The sequence below is a fragment of the Corynebacterium freiburgense genome, from assembly GCF_030408815.1.
Classification (GTDB): domain Bacteria; phylum Actinomycetota; class Actinomycetes; order Mycobacteriales; family Mycobacteriaceae; genus Corynebacterium; species Corynebacterium freiburgense.
Window position 1 is genome coordinate 518,842 of record NZ_CP047355.1, and the last position, 21,766, is coordinate 540,607.

The window sequence follows — 21,766 nt, forward strand, 5'->3', positions numbered from 1 at the left end:
AATTAGAAATCTGCTACCCCCTCGGGGGAGTGTGGTTACTAATGAAGTATCACAAGAATTGCGCATGACCTCACCAGATGAAAGCAATATGAAAATATATCGTGTGCCATGTATTTTTGCAGGTACCAAGGATTTTCTAGTTCGCTATCCTAGTCAATTGGGGCCAATACGGCCTACAGATTCAATAAGAAGAATCTAGGTTCAATAACTAGGTTGTATTTTCCACGGTTCATCCCCAACACCGGAGAAAGTAGTCCAGATGTCAAGGATGCATCCCATTCAGCGCAAAACTAGCTTGCGCGTATTTTGGGTCCTTATAGCAGTACTCGTCTTGATACTTGGAAGTAGCTCTCTTGTGGTCGCCTATGCAGAGACCGTCGATCACGCCGAAAAATACGGTCAGGAGCTGAGTATCAAACGCAATAAGGTGGATGTTGAAAGTGAAAGCTATGTGCAGTCGCCGCTGCGTCATGGCGAAGAACTTCAATCAACATTTACCTGGGTCGTTCCGAAGGGTGATCCTCGCCCGAATCCAGGTGACACGATGACTGTTCAACTTCCAGAATGGTTGCGGCCCACCCAGGATCATACGGATTTAAAAGCCGGTGACTACACAACATGTTCGTGGACTAAAGCAGAAAAGGAAGTGGTATGTACCTTTACGGATAAAGTAAAGAATGAAAAAGATAAGGATAAAGAACTCAGCGGGCATTTTGTGCTTGGGATGATTGCGTTAGAAAATAACGGCACTAATCCAATTTACTGGGGAGCAAAAGAAACAAATGTATTCAATCTTGTAGTTGGTTCGACCAGCGATAAAGTGGAACCACCTTCAGAGGATACTCATTTGCAATTGGCCCCAAATGAAAATGCTCGTTCGGGCCCGATTACACAATCGTTGCATAGTTTCCGAGAAGTCGAATATGATGGCGAATCTTATGTGCGGCTTCAGTGGGTTGTTGATGTTCCGGCAGAGAACTTTGATCTCGCGCAATCACTGACATTGCATGACAAATTGCAAGAAGTGAAATCTGATGCGTGGGGTGGTTGGACTGTGCCGCAATACTTAGCTCCTGATATGGAAATCGAAATCTTACGGCGTGATGGTGGAGCGTTGGAGCGCGGTGTTTGGGATGCTAGCGAACATGGCTGTGCTGCAGCCATGGAGCAAGGTATTGACTGTGCCGACTTGGTGGCCACTATTCGCGGTAATGAAGTCATGGAACGCCCTGGACGCATTGTTGAGGGCATAAAAGTGGAGGGAGGGATCCAGGAAGAACAATGGCATGAGAAACTTCCCACTGAATTTAAGGTGAAAATGTCACCATTGGTAAAGGGTGCAGCATATCGCATTGTGTTCTATACATTTGTGCCTGCTGAAAACCTTCCAGAACATGGTGCGGAAGAAAAAGCTATAGCCAGAAATACTCTTGATTTGAACGGTTTGACCATTCAGTCTGATGAGCAAGCTGAGATCTTTACACAGCCAACAGATGGTTCTGGTGCTACGGCAACAATGGGTATGTTCCGCATTGATAACGCTGTGGTGGGCGATGCTGGCAAAGCAGAGGAGAAAGAATTTCGTTTCGACTTTGATTGTGAAGGTACTACGGGCACACTTACGGCAAATGCTCGGAGAACTTCCAAAGAGTCGCCGAAATTCCGGCATGGCACTACTTGTGTAGTAACGCAAGATGCGGAAAGTGTTCAAATAGACGGGTTTAAACTCGATGTAGGTGAAAACCCGCGCACAATTGTGATTGAAGCTGGGGAGGTAAAGGCGCTGCGCTTTGGTAGCGTGTACCAGGCGCCTCCGAAATCCGGAACGTTTGCGGCGCAAGCGCGTGTGGCTGATCCGAAACCTGCGGGTGTTGATCCGCAAGCCGAGTACACACTGCGCTACGAATGCGATAAGCCCAGTAATGATGGCAGTGTGCAGGGGCCAGGTGAACTCAAAGTATTAGGTGATGGAAGCATTGCGGAGTCGCCGGAGTTTCTTGCGGGAACTAAGTGCACTATTCATGGAACAGATGAGGAAGCCGCTGCTTTACCTGATCAAAATCTTGTAGCGCATTTGGATAAAACCGATATTGTGGTGCCTGTCGGCTCAGGTGCCTCAACTCCGGTAGCAACTGTGCAATTGCTCAATACCTATGTGCCGCAGGTATCACGCTTTCAAATTGTGAATCATATTGAAGGAACGGATGCTTTAACTCGTCCATTGATGTACCGCTATGAATGTGGTGCTGCGCGTGGAGAACTGGAGGCACTACCAGGACAGACTGTGGATTCGCCAGAATTTCCGGTGGGAACCAAATGCAAAGTGGAACTGGATGTCACGTCTGCTGAGGTTCCTGGGTTTGATGTTGTTTCAGACCCCATGGAGAAGCGTAAAGAAGTGACAATTGGTAAAGCTCAGGAGCCATTTGTTCCAGTTGAATTTCACCATGTTTATGCGCCGGAAATGGGGACGTTTACAGTACGAAATAAAGTAGTCACTGTGGGGAATAAAGGCCGTGTCCCAGAGGTCTTTGATTTTGCATATACCTGTACGAAATCCGACGGTGCTCCAATTGAAGGCAAGATTACTGGGGTTGCTGACGGGCAATCCAAGGAATCTGAACCTATTCCAACCGGGTATCGCTGCTTCGTACGAGGTGAGGATCCGCAATCTGCGGGTTCTACACTGGTTACGGACATCGGTTCACCAGTGCAGATTGCTAAAGGAAACACTCCACAGGTAGAGGTCACGCACGCATATGCTCGAGGAAAAGGTGATCTTGCCATCACCATGAAACTTGAGGATCCAAAAGCATCAACCGTTGGTGGTACATACGCCTTTGAATATGAGTGCAAACCTCCAGAGGATAAACCAGAATTAGGCGCGGTGTCCGGCATTATTGGCGCTATTGGTGCGGGTGATTCCGCGACGTCGGAAAGCATTCCGGAAGGATCAGTGTGCACCGTAACTCAGCATGACACCGGTCACCCCAGTGGAGATTTGGCGAACTCAGGTTTTAATAGTGTGCTGGTGCTTGAGCGCAATAAAAACCCCCAAATGCAGGCAGTACGCAAATACGATGATTGGCGTGGCACGCTGCGCATCAATAATGCGGTCGCAGGTTCCGGGGCGAATGCGCCACAAGTAAAGGACCATAAAATCCGAGTGAGTTATTCATGCGTATCTAATGATGTCCTTGTAGCTGAAGGTATCCAAACCCTTCCTCCGGGAGAAAGTATGGATATCAAGGACATTCATGTGGGCGCAGAATGCACGGTGAGTGAAGAACCAGATGTATTGGAAACTGATCAACTTCGGTTCGAAGATGCAGAATCCACTGTCGAGGTTGTTGCTGCAAAAATCACCGCTAAGGGAGGTACGTCAGAAACCACGCTGCGTAATGTATACACCGAATTGGGCAAAGTGCAGATTGCAACAGCCCTTGACGGAATTGCGAGCGACATTATTGATAAGGACAATACGTATACCTTCGAAGCATCTTGGAAGGAAAACGGGCAAGAATACGTTGAGGAGTTCAATGTTCGCAATGGTGAAACCTATAAGGAATTGCCGCCACTTCCAGTTGGGACCCCGGTTTCCATCCAAGAAGTACTGCCAGAAAAGAACCCAATTGTGCACTGGGGAGTCCCAAGCTATTTGAGCGATCCGCAGGATGCATTGACCAATCACGGTGATGGCAATGTCACCCTATATGTGCAACCCCGAGACATATCCGAACAAGGCGTCAAACTTACGGTTACCAATATGGCGAACCCTCCCGCATGGTGGCTTGCGGTTCCGCTTGCGCCCTTGGTTATGGGCAAACCAGTGGAAGCTGCCCCACGCGTATCGACGCCCCCCGACCCCGAAAAAATCCAACCTGCAGCGAATATTCAACCCAAGCAATACCCACTGCACTGGGTCTACATTCTCGTAGCTATAGCAAGTATTGCTGCCACAACCCTATGGTGGCGCCGACGTAACTAGCCGGTTGCCCTGGAATGACGATTCGGCTTTCGTGAATTCCACCAAGCTCGAGCTGCAATAAGCGCCACAATGAGAGCACCACCACCGACATACCAAGGCCATGTCGGTGGTGGTGCTATTTCATTGGCACAAGATTCCAAAGAAGACTTTAATGCTGATTGCAAAGCGTTATATTGTTTGCGTTGGTCTTCTTGGCTGAGCTTTTGAATACGAAGTTCATCAAGCCGGGAGTGTCGATTAGCCTCGAGTTTTTCAAGGGCGCTGGCAGCGGGGTCATTGCTAATTGCTTCCGCTGCTGCCAGTGTTTGTTCATATGAATAGCTAGTTTGAAAATCTGGATTTTGGGTAAAACCCGAATTCTGTGAGGAAAGCTCCGCTAGTGATTCCGGCACGCCTGCCGCGGTAAGTTTGGCCTGTAGTTCACCTGCAATCGGTGCCTGCTCTTCATCATAACGACGTAGTTCTTCGGCAAAACCAGCGATTTCTTTATCTAGTTCCGCCACACGCTGCTCCCGTGCGGAAGATTCAATACCATCCCAAAATTTCAAAAGTTTATCTTGGTCTTCTGGGCTAATTATGCATTGCTCGTTGTTTACCGAAACATGAATACTCGGTGTGGATGGGGTTGCTCCAGCTAATTGTGAGGGGAGTAGAAGAGCAGAGCAACCAATGGTGGCAACAATAGAAGCAATGAAGCGATTCATATGGACGAGGGTACAAGAACTTTTGTAAATGCACTTCTGTTGCGACCGTTTTGAAGTAATACCAGGTAAACAAATGCACGATTACTCGTTGTTTTAGTAATATTTCTGTTAATTAAATATTTTCTAGCAAATTAATAACAAATGAGTGTATTGAAATCGCCAAAATATTTAAATTGGGCGTAATGTAAGTTGCGTATACCTATTCAATTCTTTGCAGCGATTTAGTCCATTATTTGGACTATTTCATTGTTGAACCTTGAGGAAAGGACACGATGTCATGCTGACAAAAGATGCAGAACCAGTGTCAAAACCGGAGTATGTGTATTCGAAGGCATCCGAATTGCCGGTAGGCATACGGCCCAGCGCAACCATGACTATAGGTAAGAAAATTGCCTTACTTATTGTGGCGATCGTCGCCGCTTTGGGCTGGGGGATTATTGCCACTGCTCGTGGGGAAACCGTAAATGCTGTATGGCTGGTGTTCGCGGCAGTGGGATCCTACATTATCGGTTTTACCTTCTATGCGCGTCTTATTGAATACAAAATAGTTCGGCCTCGTGATGACCGAGCAACACCGGCAGAGTATGCAAATGACGGCAAAGACTTTATGCCCACGGACCGTCGAGTACTTTTTGGCCACCATTTTGCAGCCATTGCTGGTGCTGGCCCATTGGTAGGTCCGGTTATGTCCGCTCAAATGGGGTACCTTCCCGGTACGTTATGGATTGTTATTGGTGTGATTTTCGCCGGGGCGGTGCAAGATTACCTTGTACTGTGGGTATCCACCCGCAGAAAAGGACGTTCCCTAGGGCAAATGATTCGCGATGAAATGGGTGCCGTAGGTGGTGTAGCAGGCATTATTGCGGTAATCACAATCATGCTTATTATTATCGCGGTGCTTGCACTGGTGGTAGTGAATGCTCTAGCAGAAAGCCCTTGGGGCGTATTCTCTATTTCAATGACCGTGCCTATCGCACTATTTATGGGCATATATTTGCGCTATCTTCGCCCAGGGCGGGTCAGTGAAGTTTCACTTATTGGTGTTTTGCTTCTCCTGCTTTCAATAATCGCTGGAGGATGGGTTGCTGACACCCAATGGGGCGTCGAAATGTTCACTTGGTCGAAAGTTACGCTTGCATGGGTGCTGATTGGTTACGGCGTGGTCGCAGCGATTCTGCCTGTGTGGCTTTTATTGGCGCCCCGAGATTATCTTTCAACGTTTATGAAAGTCGGCGTAATTGCATTATTGGCAGTAGGTATTCTTATCGACCGGCCAGAAGTGCATATGCCAGCGGTAACCTCTTTTGCTTTGGAAGGAAATGGCCCGGTATTTGCCGGAAACCTCTTCCCATTTCTCTTTATTACCATTGCATGCGGTGCACTTTCAGGATTCCATGCGCTTATCTCTTCGGGTACAACACCGAAACTTGTAGAAAAAGAATCGCAGATGCGCACCATTGGTTATGGCGGCATGCTTTTGGAATCATTTGTGGCAATTATGGCTCTGATTACTGCTGTTATTCTTGATCGCCATGTGTATTTTGCAATGAATTCACCAACGGCGAAAACCGGAAGAAATGAGCAACAAGCCGCGGAATTTGTAAATTCCCTTGGGCTGCCAGGTGCGGATATTACAGCTGCACAATTATCCGAAGCCGCCGCCGCAGTAGGGGAACATACGGTGGTATCTCGGACGGGTGGCGCACCGACACTCGCATTCGGTATGTCCGAAGTACTTACTAATATCTTTGGGCATCCAGAAATGCAGGCATTTTGGTATCACTTTGCCATTATGTTTGAAGCATTATTTATCTTAACTACCGTAGATGCAGGCACTCGTGTGGCACGCTTTATGATGACAGATACCCTGGCGAATGTCCCAGGCCTTGGACGGTTTAAAGACCCAACATGGACTGTTGGCAACTGGGTTTCCACAATCGCAGTGTGCTCACTATGGGGTGCAATTCTGCTTATGGGTGTTACTGATCCGCTCGGTGGTATTAACGTACTGTTCCCGCTTTTTGGTATTGCCAATCAGCTCCTTGCCGCAATCGCACTTTCGCTAGTGCTTGTTGTTGTGGTGAAGAAAGGGTATTACAAGTGGGCATGGATACCAGGAGTGCCGCTTGTGTGGGATGTTGTAGTGACCATGACTGCATCATGGCAAAAGGTGTTCTCCGATAATCCCGCAATTGGGTATTGGGCGCAGCATTACCGCTTTAAAGACGCCGCCGCCCAAGGGCTTACTGAGTTTGGTAGCGCCAAATCACCAGAGGCTATCGACGCCGTGATCCGCAATACCGCAATACAGGGGTCACTGTCCGTACTCTTCGCAGTCCTTGTACTGATTGTTCTTGGTGCTGCCATAGCTGCCTGCATAAAGGCAATCCGTGGTCAAAATGAAACCACGGAAGAACCATTCCAACCCTCAGCGCTTTTTGCGCCCAGTGGGTTAATGGCTACTGCGGCAGAAAAAGAACTGCTTAAGGAGTGGAATGCGCAGCATCAGTAAAGCACTTCTAGCTTGCTGGCGATATATGGGTGATGTGTTAGGGGAGCGTGACTATGAAAAGTACGTCGCTTACTTACAACACAAACATCCCTGCGCGGACATTCCAACCGAGCGTGAATACTGGCGCATGCGTTGGGCCGATCAAGAAATGAACCCAAAAGGAAGGTGCTGCTAGAACTCAATATCATCTGCAACGCCAGGCATTTCTGAAACTAATTCGGCTTGCCTGGCTTGCACTCGGGTAATAATTTCATGCACTTGAGATACATCAGACATCCAAGTGACTCCCGCAGCTGTTGCCTCAGAAAGTGATACGCCGTAACACTCTTCAATAAAGTCACCAGCATCAATACCAACCTCGGTGGCAGCATTTACTGCCGCAGCTACCTCAATATAAAAATCCCGATCGGAAATTAAGCGCTTGGAATTATCGGGAGAAGGTTCGGCAGGAAAAAGCGGGTGTGGTTGGGAAATAAACGAGTTGTAATTTTTTCCAACGGTTTCGGGGAATACCTCAATGCGTTGTTGCCATTCCATTGCGGCCTCATCCCACTGTTTACGGCTAATCCCCAAGACTGTCAAAATATCTGAAACTGGCGCACCACTATGAATTTTTCCCGACGCTGCAACATAGTCATGCAGCGTAACTCCCTCCACGGGAGATAATTCATATGGGGTTGCTGGGATTCGCTTGGTTTTTTGAGTTTTACGTTCTTTAGGCTGAACGGGGGGCTGAGAAATCTCTGGAGATGGTTCTACAACCTCAATGGGTTCTGGAGTCTCAGTGGGTTTTGGAGCCTCAATGGGTTTTGGTGCTGCGTCTGGGGCGGATTCCGGGGTGGTATCAGTCTTGGGTTGTTCAGCAGATGTCTCAACATGTGCGGGGGCGTCTGGGGCTACAGAAGCTTCCAGGGCTTTAGACACAGGCAGTGTCGGCTGGTGCGTTTCGGTGGGTGTTTGTAAAAAAGTGCCGAAGAGTAAATTGCGTAAACAATAAAACCGAATTGCAATATGTGCGAGATCAATAGCTCGCTCCCGGCGCTGGTCTATATCCAGGTTTTGGTGAACGTAAGCTTCTATGCCTTGGCGGTATTGGTCTAGTACTTCGTAGAGTTGAATATTCCCAAGCGAAAGAGTCCTACCGCCAAGAAAATCACTGGAGTGTGAAAGTTTAGGGCAGGTAGTTTCAATGTGCTTTGTCCAAGCTTCGAATTGTTGGTGCGCGTGTATTTGGTCTCCAATATCTGCATAGAAGACGGCATCAACGTGTGGATTGAGGATTTGTTCCCAGAGACTAAACCATTGCTCGGCGTGAGCAAGAGCTTCTGGTGATTGATCGTTTGAAGGTTTAGTGAGAAATGGGGTGATCTCTGGTCGGAAAAAATCGGAATCTTGAACTGGTATTTGGAATGGGTGGGCGATAAATGGTGTGTCGTCGGGTCGAAAACCGGAGGTTGCTCCGTCAGGATTGGGAATACCGGTGTTGAGTGAATCGGGGTGGGGGTAAAAAACATTGCTTGATGCAAAGTTGCTACTTTGCTCTGGTGTGGACTCAGAGCCTAGGAGCTTCCGAAAAAATTTTCCGAACACGTGTGTTCCCTTTTCCTTTGCGTTGCATGAATTTATACCTCTGGCTGTTGGCGAGCTATCCGTGAGTACTTAGCCCACAACTTGTGGGTGAAAGAATTATCTAGAACAGAAGCGGCTACCTCACAACCAGGACGGGTTAAATCATGGACAATACCAGTAACGATTCCCACAAAAACAGTATCGTTTTGAGCGCGGAAATCCTTTAAAGTGTCCCCTAAACTACCCATCACATTGTAGTAGGTTGTATCTGTTTTGCGCAGGCCTGCGGGTTCAATACTCGAGTGTTTCTTGCTATGGGCTTCCATAAACACGGCGCGGCGCAAAGAATCCACCTGGGTGGGGGCATACCCAGGGAGCAATTCAATAAGATGCCGGTGTCGTGTTAAGGCATATTTGATGCGTGCAACAATAAGTTGCCCAGGCCATGTGGTCGGGGCTTTTGCAATTCGGTCGAGTTCGGCTTTTAATGTGGCGGTTCTACTATCAGCTAGAGCTTCTGCCCATTGTGGGGCAACTTGCATATTTGTAGTAGGCGTAAACAAAGTCTGTGTACCGCACACAGAGCACCGCAGATATTTCGCTTGATAATACAATTCGGGAATAGCCACTGGGGCGCCACATGATTTGCACTTGAATTTGGCCTCCGCTTCTTTCCAATCTGCGATAGCCTGCTTGAAATGTCGCTCTGCTTCACTATTAGTTGATGGCGCAAAGACATCATCTGTAAGCGCACGTATTTCTTTTTCGAACTCTTCCACGTCAGATTCTGCTTGAAGGTAAATTTTTCGAATCTGCGGGTCTTTGTCATTAGCGAATGCTTCAAATCGTTCTTGAAAAATATTTTCTCCGCGTTCGGTAATATCTTGCATTTGCTTGCGTAAAGCGGTTTCGAACGTGGCATATTGACGATCAATTTCAGCCTGATCCTGGGAACTAGGCTCCGGCGTGACTGTTTTTGCCTCAGCAGTAATTTCAACCGCACGTTCCTTTAACTTGCCCAGGAATACTTCAAGACGATCACGCAATTCAATGATCTGATCAAGATTATGGCTCATTTAAAACTCCCTTCCGGGGCTACTACGGATACTAAATTCCATACATGACTTGATCACTAATATTCACCATCTACCATAGTGAGCTTCTGCTGAGATAGCGGCCCAGGAATAACAGAGGTAATGTCTGGCCTCTAACCATTCCTAAAACCGGAGAGAATTCACGTAATCAAACCCTAATAATTATGCGCGTCTTATCTCAGAAATTCACAATTTATTTAGTTAAGACCACATAGGTAATGCTCGCGGAAAAGCGATCAGTAGCACAATATGAGTTTAGGTTAATCGTCCCTGTGCCCATGAGAAAACCTGGGCGTTTCGGACTGGGTGCCAAGACTGTGAGTGGGGGTCCAAAAACTCTGCATCAGCCGGAATATCATTATTACGTTTAAGCTTTGCGATGTCGCTAAGCGTCATGCCCCGCAATGTATTTGTGGCAATACAATAACGCATAGCCTGTTTGCCTTCCGAACTTATTTTCGGGAATGTGATCATGTCTGGCAGGTCTTTACGCCGTGCAATGGAAAGGCGAAATGGATCCGCTTGCAGATCTAGCCAATCTTGAAAACTCAACGGTTGGGATGTTATCGGGTGTAACCGTGGGCGAAGTATTGCACAGTCGGTATTGATGTTATACATCCATACTTGGCCAGCGGCGGCACCCCGTAACACCAATATGGTGTGCTCGATGCAGCCTTCATCGGCAAGAAACGCAATCCCCCTGGTGGCCGGTAATTCCCATTCATGCCGAATATAGGCGTATAAATCTTTTTGGAGTGCCTCGAGTTCGGCCTCGGAGTTCACTGTTTCCTGGCGTTTCCAAAAAAGCTCCGGGGTAGAAGCTTCAAAAGTCTTTTCGGGGGTGAATGGAAAGTCTTGCGACCAGTCAGTGGGCACAAGTGGTTCGCCATAGAAAAACCCCCAGATTTTCGTGTCTGCATTCGATTTGTCAAGAAGAAAATCTCGGTAATCCGAAGGTAATCTACACCCTAAATTCGACTCGGCCCGGCGGATTCGTTTCTTATGGTCATGCATGTGCCCGAATGCCCCTCACTATGGTTTTCTAGTGGAAAGAAATGCCCTTAGTGTACCTGGTACATAGGGGTACTACCTCTGGATAATTGGGAAGCATACTTCGGTGACCCAGCGACTGGGGTCTGAGGTTTGAGCGGGGCTGATATGGTAGATATTGAACATTTTGTCGGTTTCAAGGTTGCGTTCGGCGAGGTATGTGCCAATCGCTCTAGTGGCGGTGGGCATTTGGGAATAATCTCCGTGCAATACCGCACTTACGACCCTTTGTTCAGGCACCTGGGTGCATTGTAGGGCGCCACTGGTTGGAAAATCGTGAGCGATTTGAATCCAAACCTCGACATCGACATCAGATTCTCGATATTCCGGATCGTGGAATATCGCCCCTGATATGCCGCCTGCTGGAAATGTGACGTCTGCTTGTTGGAGTAAGGGTTCTATCTCTTGCCACAGTACGTATTCATTATGGTAGGTTTCAATGATTTTACGCAGACTAGCTGTGGTCATTGCAGGAATTACTCGTTCGGCTACCTCCGTCATAGTTGCTTGTCCTTGTAGCTGGCATGTGAGTCGATCTAGGGCTGCTAATCGAGCATGGAGTTCGTCTCTTTGCTTATTAAGGGTGTGCCGTTGCTGTTCGAGCAAACGCGCCACGACTACAGGATTTTCTCGCTTGGCTAAAACTTCGGCGATGGTTTCTACAGCATATCCGGCATCACGAAGTTGCACTACCAATTGCGCATCCTCGACCTGTTCAGGGAGATAGAACCTGTGTCCGTTAAAAACGTCTACTTTTGCAGGTGTTAAGATGCCGTGATTTTGGTAATAGCGCAGCATTCGAATACTTATATTTGAAAGCCGCGAGAACATTCCAATTTTTAGCAGGCCATCCATCGCATTTCCGTTATTTTGCTAGTGAAGAATGGGAAAACACATTTCAGTTACCCAAGTTTTCGGGTCGGGGTTTTGTGCCGGCCCTACACGATAAATATTAAACATTGGGCCAATAGCGAGATTGTGCTCCTCAATATATGTATCTACATCACGGGCAATTGCAGGCATGAGCGAATAGTCACCGTGAAGCACCGCGCGCAGAACGGGACGCTCGGGGATTTTTTGGCAGTTAAGCGGTGGTTGGGCTTCGAAAGGTTCGGTAACCTCAACCCACACTTCCACATCCACATTGCTTGGTTTGAAATCTGTATCGTAAAATGTTGCACCAGCCATGCCGTGTGCTTTTACGCTCGCATTGGATTGTTGCAGCAGCTGTTCAATTTCTTGCCAGAGTGTGCGTTCATGATGGTAGTTGGGGATTATTTTACGCAAACTTGCGATAATGAATGCGGGCATAGTTTCTTGGGAAATAGTACTCATGTTCTGTCGCCTCCTGAATGGAACCAAATGGTATAAGTCCACTTAACAATCTGACATCGTGGCAGTTTCCAGTGCCTACCCCCGATTGTGTGTCGGGTTTTGGGGTAAATATTGTCCGGAGATTACCCAATTTTTTTCCATAACCACTCCATTGGTCCAGTACGGAACTTCTGTAGCCAGAGGTGTGCAAACAATGTAATAGTTGTGGCTATGCCTATATATGCGAGCATTGTGGCAGCTATGCGCCAAGATTCAACGTGGTTGACCAGGCCAAACCCCCATCCGTAAAACAGCATTCCGCCAAGCAGGTTTTGTAGCAGATAACAGGAAAGTGCGGTGCGGCCAACACTTGCAAGTAGCCTTGCTGCCAGCGTCTGGGTTCCATAGCGCTGGCAGCATTCGATAATAAATCCCAGAAGCCCAAGAGCTACAACGGGAGCAATGAGGTATCTTTCAGCAATAATTGCCGCATCGTTGCCAGAGAGGCCTAAGGCAAGGTCTAAGGGCAGAGCCACGACGCCAAGAATCATAAGGTTTTTTCGTATTCTGTGGTTTTCTGCATCGAATATGCCTTGACGGTATAGCCAATCGCCGAGGAGAAAGAGGGCGATGGTTAATGGGAAAATGAGTATTGATTCCGCGCGAAAAAATGCAATATTTTCAATTCGGAATACTACGAGTTCTATAAAGTTTCCATGTGCATATGGAGTGGGTGCGTACTCATATTCGTAAGTCAGAATATAGTTTAAATATGCGATTATGCTGATAAATAGCGTGTGTAGTATTCCGCAACACGCAATAAATACCCAACGGGTTCGGGGGCGGGTGAGAAGGAGGTAGGACACTACCATTCCGGTGATTGCGTAACCCATAAGTACGTCGAACTCGGCAATAAAGAGGTAGTTGAGGGCGCCGTCGAGAAGCAAAATAAGCATGCGGCGTAAGTATCGGCCGGGCCATTGGCGGGTGGAGTTGAATTGAATCGCCATACCAATTCCAAAGAGCAGTGAAAGTAAAGCCAGAAATTTCCCTTGGCTCAGTGAGGCGATAAAACGTTCGAGTAGTGGGGGGTTTCTAATGTGTTGACCGCGCCGAACAAACCGTCGGCATTCGTAAAAAGCCAGATATTTGTCCAGAGTGTGCCCAGAATGGCTATGCCGCGCGCCACGTCGAGCGCCGCAATGCGCAATACGATCGTATTGTCCATGGTGTGAGTGTACCATACACTCGTATGGGTAATGATGCGATATTGAGGGCCGTAGTACGGCTAATTGCCACCCGTGGGCCAGAGCAAACTAGCGTGCGCAATGTTGCTTCGGAAGCTGGCGTTTCCATTGGTGCTGTCCAGCACCACTATCGAACGAAAGATGACCTTCTGCTGGCGGCAATGAGAGGCCTTAATGCGGAATTTATTACGCGAATGCAGGAAATCTTGGCGGAAATTCCAGATGCAAAACAGCGCCTTCGTGCATTTATTCATGCAATTTCCGCCGTTGATTCCGAAGCTCGAGATGGCGCAATAATCTGGACTGTTTTTGCTGCGCGGTCGTGTGTTCATCAAGGATTGCGTACAGAACATAGTGAGAACTGGGCGCATGTAGAAGAATATATTTTTGCCCTTATGGTCGAAGCATTTCCGGGTTGTGGGATTGTGCGTGACGACGCCGCCTACCTACTTGCTCTAGCAGATGGCATTGCGGTTGCTCGTGCAGCGGAAAACAATGAGCGTATGACGGAGCAACGCGCCGCCAGCATACTCGATACTGCATTAAAGCAATTCGAACAACGAAAACAATCGTAGTAGACAATGCAAAAGCCCGGGTACTTCGAATACCCGGGCGGTTACCGTTCTAAACGGTTTACTTCATGCCGTCAATAATTGCATTAAAGGTTGCGGATGGGCGCATGACTTTTTCGCCCTTTTCGCTTGGTTGATAGTAGCCACCAAGGTCAGCTGGTGAACCTTGAACTGCCAGCAATTCTGCATTGATTTCATCAGACTTTGCTACCAGTGCTTCCGCGATTGGTGCGAAGGTTGCTGCGAGCTCTGCATCTTCGGTTTGTGCTGTTAGTGCTTCAGCCCAAGCCTTGGTAAGGAAGAAGTGGGAGCCACGGTTATCAATCTCACCAACTTTGCGGGATGGTGACATATTCTCGTCAAGTAAACGTTCGGTTGCAGCGTCGAGGGCGTCGGCAAGTACGGCAGCCTTTGCGGTGCCACCAGTATTGGCAATATGGCGTAGCGACTCAGCCAAAGCCAAAAACTCGCCAAGGGAATCCCAGCGCAGGTGGTTTTCCTCCTGGACCTGTTGAACGTGTTTTGGCGCGGAACCACCGGCACCGGTTTCAAATAAGCCGCCGCCGGCCATGAGTGGCACGATCGAAAGCATCTTTGCGGAAGTGCCGAGTTCCAGAATCGGGAACAGGTCGGTGTTATAGTCACGCAAGACATTGCCGGTGACCGAAATGGTGTCTTTGCCTTCGCGAATACGATCGATAGAAACCTGAGTGGCCTCAACCGGGGACTTAATGGTGATATCAAGTCCGGAAGTATCGTGGTCAGCAAGATACTTCTCCACTAGTGTGGTCAGGTTTCGGTCGTGTGCACGTTCTGGGTCGAGCCAGAAAATAGCTGGCATACCGGAGAGGCGAGCACGGGTGACGGCGAGTTTTACCCAATCTTGAATAGGTGCGTCTTTGGTCTGGCAAGCGCGCCAAATATCGCCGGCTTCAACTTCATGTTCGATAAGAACATCGCCAACACTATTAACTACCTGGACCTTACCGTCTGCAGCAATTTTAAAGGTTTTATCGTGGGAGCCGTATTCTTCTGCCTTTTGCGCCATAAGGCCAACATTTGGCACGGTGCCCATTGTTGATGGGTCGAATGCACCGTGTGCCCGGCAATCATCAATCACGGTTTGGTAGACGCCGGCATAGGAGGAGTCTGGGATGACAGCCAGGGTGTCTTGCTCTTCACCGGCCGCATTCCACATATGACCAGATGTGCGAATCATGGCTGGCATTGAAGCATCCACGATCACATCAGATGGAACATGCAGATTGGTAATTCCCTTATCGGAATTCACCATGGCAAGTGCTGGTCCTTCTGCAAGTACTTTTTCAAATGCGGCTTTGATTTCGGAGCCATTTTCCAGGGAATCCAGGCCGGTATAGATTGCGGCGAGGCCGTTTTCTCCAGTAAGGCCGTGAGCTTCCAACACATCACCGTATTGGGCGAATACGTCTGCGAAGAATGCGCGCACAACATGGCCAAAGATAATTGGGTCGGAGACCTTCATCATAGTGGCCTTGAGGTGCGTGGAGAACAGCACACCTTCTTCCTTGGCGCGAGCTACCTGTGCTTTCAAAAAGGCGTCAAGTGCTTTGGCGGACATAAAAGTACCGTCAATTACTTCGCCTGCTAGTACCTTCAGGCCATCCTTAAGGACGGTCTCGGTGCCGTCGGCGGCAATATGCTTGATGGTGAGCTCATCGGCGGCCGGGATAATAACGGACTTCTCATTGTGGCGGAAGTCATTGGCATCCATCGTTGCAACATTGGTCTTTGAGTCGGAAGACCAAACACCCATGCGGTGTGGGTTTTTCTTTGCGAAGTTTTTGACCGCAATGGGGGCGCGGCGATCGGAATTGCCTTCACGCAGCACTGGGTTTACGGCGGAACCCTTTACGGCGTCATAGCGCGCGCGAATATCTTTTTCCTTGTCGGTTTCTGGATTGTCTGGGTAATCCGGAAGAGCGTATCCATGGCCTTGAAGTTCGGCAATGGCGGCTTTCAATTGCGGAACAGACGCAGAAATGTTCGGAAGTTTAATGATATTAGCTTCCGGGGTTTTTGCTAGCTCACCAAGTGCGCTCAGGGCGTCTTCTTGGCGGTGTTCGGCGCTTAGGAAGTCCGGGAATTGGGCGAGAATGCGTCCTGCCAGCGAAATATCACGAGTTTCCACCTCAATGCCAGCGGTTGCGGCGAATGCCTCAACAACGGGCTTAAAGGAAAAAGTGGCCAGCAATGGCGCTTCGTCGGTGCGGGTATAGATAATCTTTGCCAATGGAGCTCCCTTAAAAAAGATTGCGATTCGGCTAACCAGAGTACCCCTTTTAGGGCAGAATCAACTAGCTTTTTCTGCTTATCGACGCCCAAGGGGGTAGCCGCCGTAGGTAAGTTTCATGCTTCAGTGTGTGGCGAAAACGCTTGCTGTTTGCATTTGCTGCAATCCATTTGGCAACCGGAAAGAACCAACTATGTCGCCAGGGATGCGCTTACGGCACTTCGATCAAAATTGCCATTTTCTAGATCTCGTATTTCGGTTTTTACCGTGCTTTTAATTTTTCCCATAAATACATTGTGCACAGTTAGTAATTTTGTTCGTTTAGCTGCATGTTTTGGTGTTTGTTTTTCTGCTAAGGTCGATTCTCCGCAGGGTGTTTAAGGCGAATACACAGTGAGAGGAATTGACAGTGTCTATTGCATTTGCGGTATTACTTCAGCATTGTGCGGAATCAGATTTACAAGCGGCAAACCTACAAGAGCAAATGCGACGGGACTGGCCAGACCTAGATATTATTATCACCCAGGAACGAACCGGTAAAGCTGAAGACCAATTTGTACTTGCAAATGGTGGGGCAAAAGTCATTGTTACTCCGGTGTCGGCGCCATTCGCTGAAGATTCAGGTGAATTGTGTGAAACAAGCCTTCTTTGGCCAAACGAACAGCCGTTCAATGATAATTATCAGGCCAATTGTATTGTTGCGGTGGAAGACCAGGTGGGCGATGAACGTAGCGCTACCGTACTTTTAACCAAAGTTATGGCATCGCTCATTCGGGTATCACGAGAGAGTTTTGCAGTGTACTGGGCGGCGGCTAATCACTTGATTTATCCACCATTATTCCGAGAGATGTCAATGAGTATCCTCCCTGAGCCGCCATTATATTTATGGGTGGCATTTAATATTTGGGAGCGTGATTCTGGTGAATTGCACGCATTAACCAAAGGGCTTGATCGTTTGGGTCTTATGGATATTGAAATTCCACATAGTCGGCGAACAGCCAAAGAAACTCACGAATTCACCGTTAACCTTGCTGGTTATTTGCTCCAAAACGGTTTGATTATCCAAGACGGCGATACGGTTGGGCAATCTGAAACCGAACGTATTCAAGCGGTGTATGCGCCATCGTCGGTGGATGGCAAAACTACTGTAATCCAATTGCAAGAAGAATTCGCTTCGATCCGGTAACCGCAAAAAACTCCCCTAGATACTGTTTGACCAGTGGTATGTTGAAGGTATGGATTCCTCTGCATTACAAACAGTTTTGGATCAGAGACTACGTGGAGTTATTCGTACAAACGGTTCGAATGGTCCTGGTGCCGTTGCGCTAGTGGTAGGTCCTGAAGGGATTCTTGCGCAAGCTTCACTCGGCGATTTGGGGCTTGATTCGCCTGTAGGGTTGGGGTCACTGAGTAAATCTTTTACGTCTAGGGTGCTGCTTTCGCTTGTGGATCGAGGTCTTGTAAAGATCGATGATGAAGTTGCACGCTATATCCCAAATGCTCGAGTGCTCCCAGGAACTACCCTGCAAAACCTGGCGCAGCACATCAGTGGAATTCGGGCGGATGGTTCCTTGGCCGCAGACCGGAAATTCCGGTATTCAAACGTAAATTACTACCTATTAGGTCAGGTTATTGAGCAAGTAACAAAACAGCCTTTCCGCTCAGTTGTGTATCAGGCAGTACTTGAACCTTTGGGGATTGAACAGATAAACCAATGTGTCTCGAGCTATACGTATTTCTTTGGTGGGCAAATACCCAGCTTTGAGCCATCGGATTTCCATTCGGATCCCTGGATTTCCTACGCCGCAGGTGGTGTCTGTATGAGTGCACGAGATGCCGCGCGCTATATCCAAGCGTATTTGGATGGCACATGCAATATTGAGCGTTTTATAGGGGAGTCAGTCGAGCTTGTTAGCGCCGAACATGATCCAGCGTTTGGCTCTCGGGCCAAATATGGTTTGGGTTGGGCAGTTCGAAATAGTCCGGCAGGACAACGGGTTGTGTTCCATACTGGGAAGCTGCCGGGATTTACAACAATGTTTGCGGTTTTGCCGGATCAGCAACGTGGTGTAATCATTCTCACCAATTATGGTGATTTTCTGGTTGGCACACCTGCAATCGAAGAAGTGGGCGAGCACATTGTTGCTGCTGTGGCTTCTGGAAACATGGAGTATCGTGTCCCATCGGTTGGGCATCAGGTAGCAAAGGCAAGGCTACGAAATTTAGTCGGGTTTGGCTTTTACCTGGTGTTTTGTGGATTTGTTTCGCGACGGATGCCAGCTTGGTTGAGTGCAGGTTTGGCGGTGGTGGTGCCGGTCACGCTACGCATGGTGGTACGGACTCCGCTCCGATGGATAGGTAGATTTGTCCCAGATCTTGCGAGTGTGTTGGGATGTGGATCGGCAATACTGCTGTGGGGTGCGGTAAGGAAGCGGCGTCGATAAGCATAAGGGGGTAGCGTACCTAGCCGTGAATTATCAACGACGTCCTGTATTGCGCCAGACCGAGATTTCTGAGGCGCGGCGAGTAGTAATTATGGTTGCCCTCGCCCTTGGAGGTTTTGGTATTGGCACTACTGAATTTGTGTCAATGGGTCTGCTGAACCTTATGGCTGCGGATTTTGCCGTTTCTGAGGACGCAGCGGGCCATGTTATTTCTGCATATGCCCTTGGCGTGGTGGTCGGCGCACCGTTGATTAGCGCATTAACGGGCATGGTGCCGCGGCGCCGACTTTTGCTTGTGCTTATGGCGGCGTTTGTGTTTGGCAATATTGCCAGTGCCTTTGCTACCTCATATTGGAGTTTGATAGGGGCGCGGTTTATTGCTGGCTTACCGCATGGTGCGTATTTCTCCGTCGCTGGGCTTGCCGCAGCATCAATGGCGCCAGCAGGTCAGCGTGGTCGTGCCGTAGCCATGGTCGGTATGGGGCTTTCTGTAGCTACCGTAATTGGGGTTCCCGCAGCACAATGGCTAGGGGTTGCCCTTGGTTGGGCATGGGCCTATGTATTTGTCGCAGCAACTGGTGTGGTGTGTTTGCTGGCATTGTGGTTCCTATTTCCGCATATGACCCTTATGAAACCAACCAGTCCGCTTACGGAACTCGGGGCGCTGGGGCGTTCACAAGTTTGGTTAACGCTAGCAATCGGGACCGTCGGATTCGGCGGCATGTTTGCGGTGTATACATATATCACTTGGACCATGACCGATGCAGGGCTTAGTGCTTCCTGGATTTGGCTGGTGCTTATGGTGTACGGCGTAGGCATGGTTGCCGGTAATTTCGCTGGTGGCCGAATGGCAGACCGCAATGTAGAAAGCGGTATTGCTGGTTCATTAATTATGATTCTGGTCAGCCTTATTACCTTCTATTTTGCTACCACTATAAACCCATGGCTTGCCGTAGCGAACTTTGGAATTATTGGGTTTTTCGGCTCTACGCTCGTGCTTTCGCTCCAGGTTCGGCTTATGGATGTTGCGGGCCGCGCCCAAACTCTTGCTGCGGCCCTGAACCACTCTGCATTAAACCTGGCCAATGCTCTTGGTGCGGCACTTGGCGGCACCATGATTGCAGCGGGCTATAGCTATAGTGCACCGGCACTGGGTGGTGCTGCACTATCCGCCATCGCCTTGGTGCTGTGGGTCCCTGCATTTGCCCTACACAAACGTGCACCACGTACTGCGTCGATTTCCGAAACCGTAGGCGAACGCCAACCGGTACATGTATAGGGCGCACTACATCCAGTACGCTGTGCTTTATGCTTACCATCACCACCGTGAATGTCAACGGTATTCGCGCAGCTGTAAAAGAACGCAGTGAAACCAACCTTGGCTTCCTTCACTGGCTTGCAAACTCAGGTTCGGACGTTGTACTGCTGCAAGAAGTTCGGGCGAGCGAAAAAGACACCCTGAAGGCTCTTGCACCTGTACTTGATTCCGGTTGGCATTTCGCCGGCGCTGAAGCTGCAGCAAAAGGCCGCGCCGGGGTTGGCATCCTCTCCCGTACTCCGCTTATCGACGTCGCGGTAGGTATAGAAGACTTTGAAGATTCCGGTCGCTATATCGAAGCGACCACAGCAGATATTCGTGTAGCCTCGCTTTACTTGCCTTCCGGAGAAGCCGGAAGCGAAAAACAAGACGAAAAATACCGATTCTTAGATATTTTCGAAGATGTATTAGGCAAGAAAGCTAAAGAACACAGCGATATGGTGATTGGGGGAGACTGGAATATTTGTCACCGGCAGCAAGACCTTAAAAACTGGAAAACCAACCAAAAGCGATCTGGATTCCTCCCCGATGAACGTGCATTTATGGATGCCGTTTTTGGAACATTTCCTGATGCTGAAACCCAAATCCCCGCCTATGGAGATTACCTAGGTGCTGTTGAATACGTAAGTGAGCGACGTCGAGAAGCAAATACTGAGCCGGTATGGTTCGATGTTGCCCGTCGACTCCAGCCGGAGGATGCCCTATATAGTTGGTGGTCCTACCGCGGCAGAGCCTTTGACACCGATGCTGGATGGCGTATCGACTACCAAGCGGTAACGAAAAACATGCTTGAACGAGCACAGCGCACCTGGGTAGATAAAGCCGAAGCATACGACATGCGGTGGTCCGATCATGCTCCCGTAAATGTGCAATACCTTTAGTTAGAATAGGCCGAGTGAATCACTCAAAAGCATTACCACTGTCCTTAATCTTCGCGGTGCTTGGCGTCGGCTCACTTATAGCCGCAAACGTATTTTTGAGTGCGCCAAGCGCCGACCACGGACCAACGTTTACCTACAAAGAAGTCCAAGCTGTTGCAGCCGCACAACCCACTCCATTGGACGCAAGCCTGCCCAGCAAAGAAGAAATTGAACAATTCACTGGCGGTATGGTCCAACAACAAGCTACCAAAGCCGCTCATGTGCCTTTAGCAGCCCACCCGGAACCCATCGAAAAAGAGTATCAACGCCTTGGTGGGGAAACAGGTTCTTTAGGTAAACCGCTTACTGAAATCGTAGAAGCAGGCAATCACGGTGCCAAAGCAGTCTACGAAAAAGGCATGATCCTCTGGTCCCCACGGACCGGAGCCCATGCCCTTTATAACGAATTCCTACTCAAGTACATTCTCCTCGGAGGTGAGCAAGGTATCCTGGGATTTCCCACAACCAGAATCGAAAAAGTAGGAACAGGGGCCCGGCAAGGATTTGAACAAGCGGCCTGGCTATATTCTTCGCAAGAAAGCGGAGTGCATTATGTGGGCGGCCGAATCCATGAACACTGGCAAGAACGCGGCGGTGTGGATGGCGACTACGGCTTTCCGAAAACTGACATTGTCAATGTAGGAAGTGATACCGCAGGGCAGTTCGACCGCGCCGTAATCTTCGGAGACAATAAGGTAATTCTTTCAAATTCACGGACGGGTGTGGTCAGTGAAGCAGCCTTTGGTGCGACCGAGTAGGCTA

The 21,766-nt window shown here is 48.9% G+C and carries 18 protein-coding genes; 9 read left to right on the forward strand and 9 right to left on the reverse strand.

The genetic code is table 11. From position 1 onward, the window contains the following. Positions 1 to 259: 259 nt before the first annotated feature. Positions 260 to 3,988, forward strand: coding sequence for a DUF5979 domain-containing protein (locus CFREI_RS02360; RefSeq protein ID WP_156907759.1), 3,729 nt, complete (start codon positions 260 to 262; stop codon positions 3,986 to 3,988). Here CFREI_RS02360 and CFREI_RS02365 read toward each other — a convergent pair. Beyond that, positions 3,985 to 4,692, reverse strand: a complete 708-nt coding sequence (locus tag CFREI_RS02365) for a hypothetical protein (protein ID WP_027012792.1) — start codon at positions 4,690 to 4,692, stop codon at positions 3,985 to 3,987. The genes CFREI_RS02360 and CFREI_RS02365 overlap by 4 nt on opposite strands. A gap of 277 nt (positions 4,693 to 4,969) precedes the next feature. Here CFREI_RS02365 and CFREI_RS02370 point away from each other — a divergent pair, with 277 nt between their 5' ends. After that, positions 4,970 to 7,204 carry a carbon starvation CstA family protein gene (locus tag CFREI_RS02370; RefSeq protein WP_035112057.1) on the forward strand — a complete coding sequence of 745 codons (2,235 nt, stop codon included), beginning with the start codon at positions 4,970 to 4,972 and terminating at the stop codon, positions 7,202 to 7,204. Continuing rightward, entirely contained in the window at positions 7,188 to 7,379 is a 192-nt protein-coding gene (locus CFREI_RS02375) for a YbdD/YjiX family protein (protein WP_027012794.1), read from the forward strand. Before CFREI_RS02370 ends, CFREI_RS02375 begins: the two co-directional genes overlap by 17 nt. Here CFREI_RS02375 and CFREI_RS02380 read toward each other — a convergent pair. The 7 genes from CFREI_RS02380 to CFREI_RS02410 all read right to left on the reverse strand — a co-directional run bounded on the left by CFREI_RS02380 (position 7,376) and on the right by CFREI_RS02410 (position 13,459). Further along, the gene (locus CFREI_RS02380) at positions 7,376 to 8,794 is read right to left on the reverse strand and encodes a DUF6620 family protein (RefSeq protein ID WP_027012795.1); all 1,419 of its coding nucleotides are present in this window, start codon (positions 8,792 to 8,794) and stop codon (positions 7,376 to 7,378) included. The genes CFREI_RS02375 and CFREI_RS02380 overlap by 4 nt on opposite strands. Before the next feature lie 32 nt (positions 8,795 to 8,826). Beyond that, on the reverse strand, positions 8,827 to 9,849 hold the full coding sequence (locus tag CFREI_RS02385) for a TFIIB-type zinc ribbon-containing protein (RefSeq protein WP_027012796.1): 1,023 nt from the start codon (positions 9,847 to 9,849) through the stop codon (positions 8,827 to 8,829). Between the two features lie 273 nt (positions 9,850 to 10,122). Beyond that, positions 10,123 to 10,881, reverse strand: a complete 759-nt coding sequence (locus CFREI_RS02390; protein WP_027012797.1) for an SMI1/KNR4 family protein — start codon at positions 10,879 to 10,881, stop codon at positions 10,123 to 10,125. Between the two features lie 72 nt (positions 10,882 to 10,953). After that, entirely contained in the window at positions 10,954 to 11,772 is an 819-nt protein-coding gene (locus CFREI_RS02395; RefSeq protein ID WP_027012798.1) for a MerR family transcriptional regulator, read from the reverse strand. A gap of 18 nt (positions 11,773 to 11,790) precedes the next feature. After that, positions 11,791 to 12,252, reverse strand: a complete 462-nt coding sequence (locus CFREI_RS02400) for a GyrI-like domain-containing protein (protein ID WP_051255954.1) — start codon at positions 12,250 to 12,252, stop codon at positions 11,791 to 11,793. A 122-nt stretch (positions 12,253 to 12,374) separates the two neighbouring features. After that, positions 12,375 to 13,241, reverse strand: coding sequence for a DUF418 domain-containing protein (locus tag CFREI_RS02405; protein WP_051255955.1), 867 nt, complete (start codon positions 13,239 to 13,241; stop codon positions 12,375 to 12,377). A 47-nt stretch (positions 13,242 to 13,288) separates the two neighbouring features. After that, complete coding sequence (locus CFREI_RS02410) at positions 13,289 to 13,459, reverse strand: hypothetical protein (RefSeq protein ID WP_169719154.1); 171 nt, start codon at positions 13,457 to 13,459, stop codon at positions 13,289 to 13,291. 3 nt (positions 13,460 to 13,462) lie between these two features. Here CFREI_RS02410 and CFREI_RS02415 point away from each other — a divergent pair, with 3 nt between their 5' ends. Further along, the gene (locus CFREI_RS02415) at positions 13,463 to 14,053 is read left to right on the forward strand and encodes a TetR/AcrR family transcriptional regulator (protein WP_156907760.1); all 591 of its coding nucleotides are present in this window, start codon (positions 13,463 to 13,465) and stop codon (positions 14,051 to 14,053) included. Between the two features lie 58 nt (positions 14,054 to 14,111). Here CFREI_RS02415 and CFREI_RS02420 read toward each other — a convergent pair whose 3' ends face one another. Beyond that, positions 14,112 to 16,322 (reverse strand): NADP-dependent isocitrate dehydrogenase, encoded by a 2,211-nt coding sequence (locus CFREI_RS02420; protein WP_027012800.1) that lies wholly within the window; start codon positions 16,320 to 16,322, stop codon positions 14,112 to 14,114. 409 nt (positions 16,323 to 16,731) lie between these two features. Here CFREI_RS02420 and CFREI_RS02425 point away from each other — a divergent pair, with 409 nt between their 5' ends. From CFREI_RS02425 to CFREI_RS02445, 5 genes are all read left to right on the forward strand, one after another. Beyond that, positions 16,732 to 17,508 (forward strand): DUF4261 domain-containing protein, encoded by a 777-nt coding sequence (locus tag CFREI_RS02425; protein WP_027012802.1) that lies wholly within the window; start codon positions 16,732 to 16,734, stop codon positions 17,506 to 17,508. Between the two features lie 49 nt (positions 17,509 to 17,557). Beyond that, positions 17,558 to 18,766: a serine hydrolase domain-containing protein gene (locus tag CFREI_RS02430; protein WP_027012803.1), complete on the forward strand. Its 1,209-nt coding sequence runs from the start codon at positions 17,558 to 17,560 to the stop codon at positions 18,764 to 18,766. A gap of 91 nt (positions 18,767 to 18,857) precedes the next feature. Then, complete coding sequence (locus tag CFREI_RS02435) at positions 18,858 to 20,045, forward strand: MFS transporter (protein ID WP_084170760.1); 1,188 nt, start codon at positions 18,858 to 18,860, stop codon at positions 20,043 to 20,045. A gap of 29 nt (positions 20,046 to 20,074) precedes the next feature. Next, positions 20,075 to 20,965: an exodeoxyribonuclease III gene (locus tag CFREI_RS02440; protein ID WP_035112060.1), complete on the forward strand. Its 891-nt coding sequence runs from the start codon at positions 20,075 to 20,077 to the stop codon at positions 20,963 to 20,965. 14 nt (positions 20,966 to 20,979) lie between these two features. Next, positions 20,980 to 21,762, forward strand: coding sequence for an LGFP repeat-containing protein (locus CFREI_RS02445; RefSeq protein WP_027012804.1), 783 nt, complete (start codon positions 20,980 to 20,982; stop codon positions 21,760 to 21,762). The last annotated feature ends 4 nt before the right edge of the window (positions 21,763 to 21,766 follow it).

Excerpts from the sequence above, each read along its gene's own strand:
- CFREI_RS02385 (WP_027012796.1), bottom strand. The coding sequence starts at position 9,849 with ATGAGCCATAATCTTGATCAGATCATTGAATTGCGTGATCGTCTTGAA.
- CFREI_RS02400 (WP_051255954.1), bottom strand. The coding sequence starts at position 12,252 with ATGAGTACTATTTCCCAAGAAACTATGCCCGCATTCATTATCGCAAGT.
- CFREI_RS02435 (WP_084170760.1), top strand. The coding sequence starts at position 18,858 with ATGGTTGCCCTCGCCCTTGGAGGTTTTGGTATTGGCACTACTGAATTT.
- CFREI_RS02390 (WP_027012797.1), bottom strand. The coding sequence starts at position 10,881 with ATGCATGACCATAAGAAACGAATCCGCCGGGCCGAGTCGAATTTAGGG.
- CFREI_RS02440 (WP_035112060.1), top strand. The coding sequence starts at position 20,075 with ATGCTTACCATCACCACCGTGAATGTCAACGGTATTCGCGCAGCTGTA.
- CFREI_RS02410 (WP_169719154.1), bottom strand. The coding sequence starts at position 13,459 with ATGGACAATACGATCGTATTGCGCATTGCGGCGCTCGACGTGGCGCGC.
- CFREI_RS02360 (WP_156907759.1), top strand. The coding sequence starts at position 260 with ATGTCAAGGATGCATCCCATTCAGCGCAAAACTAGCTTGCGCGTATTT.
- CFREI_RS02430 (WP_027012803.1), top strand. The coding sequence starts at position 17,558 with ATGGATTCCTCTGCATTACAAACAGTTTTGGATCAGAGACTACGTGGA.
- CFREI_RS02405 (WP_051255955.1), bottom strand. The coding sequence starts at position 13,241 with ATGGCGATTCAATTCAACTCCACCCGCCAATGGCCCGGCCGATACTTA.
- CFREI_RS02365 (WP_027012792.1), bottom strand. The coding sequence starts at position 4,692 with ATGAATCGCTTCATTGCTTCTATTGTTGCCACCATTGGTTGCTCTGCT.
- CFREI_RS02375 (WP_027012794.1), top strand. The coding sequence starts at position 7,188 with ATGCGCAGCATCAGTAAAGCACTTCTAGCTTGCTGGCGATATATGGGT.
- CFREI_RS02395 (WP_027012798.1), bottom strand. The coding sequence starts at position 11,772 with ATGGATGGCCTGCTAAAAATTGGAATGTTCTCGCGGCTTTCAAATATA.
- CFREI_RS02370 (WP_035112057.1), top strand. The coding sequence starts at position 4,970 with ATGCTGACAAAAGATGCAGAACCAGTGTCAAAACCGGAGTATGTGTAT.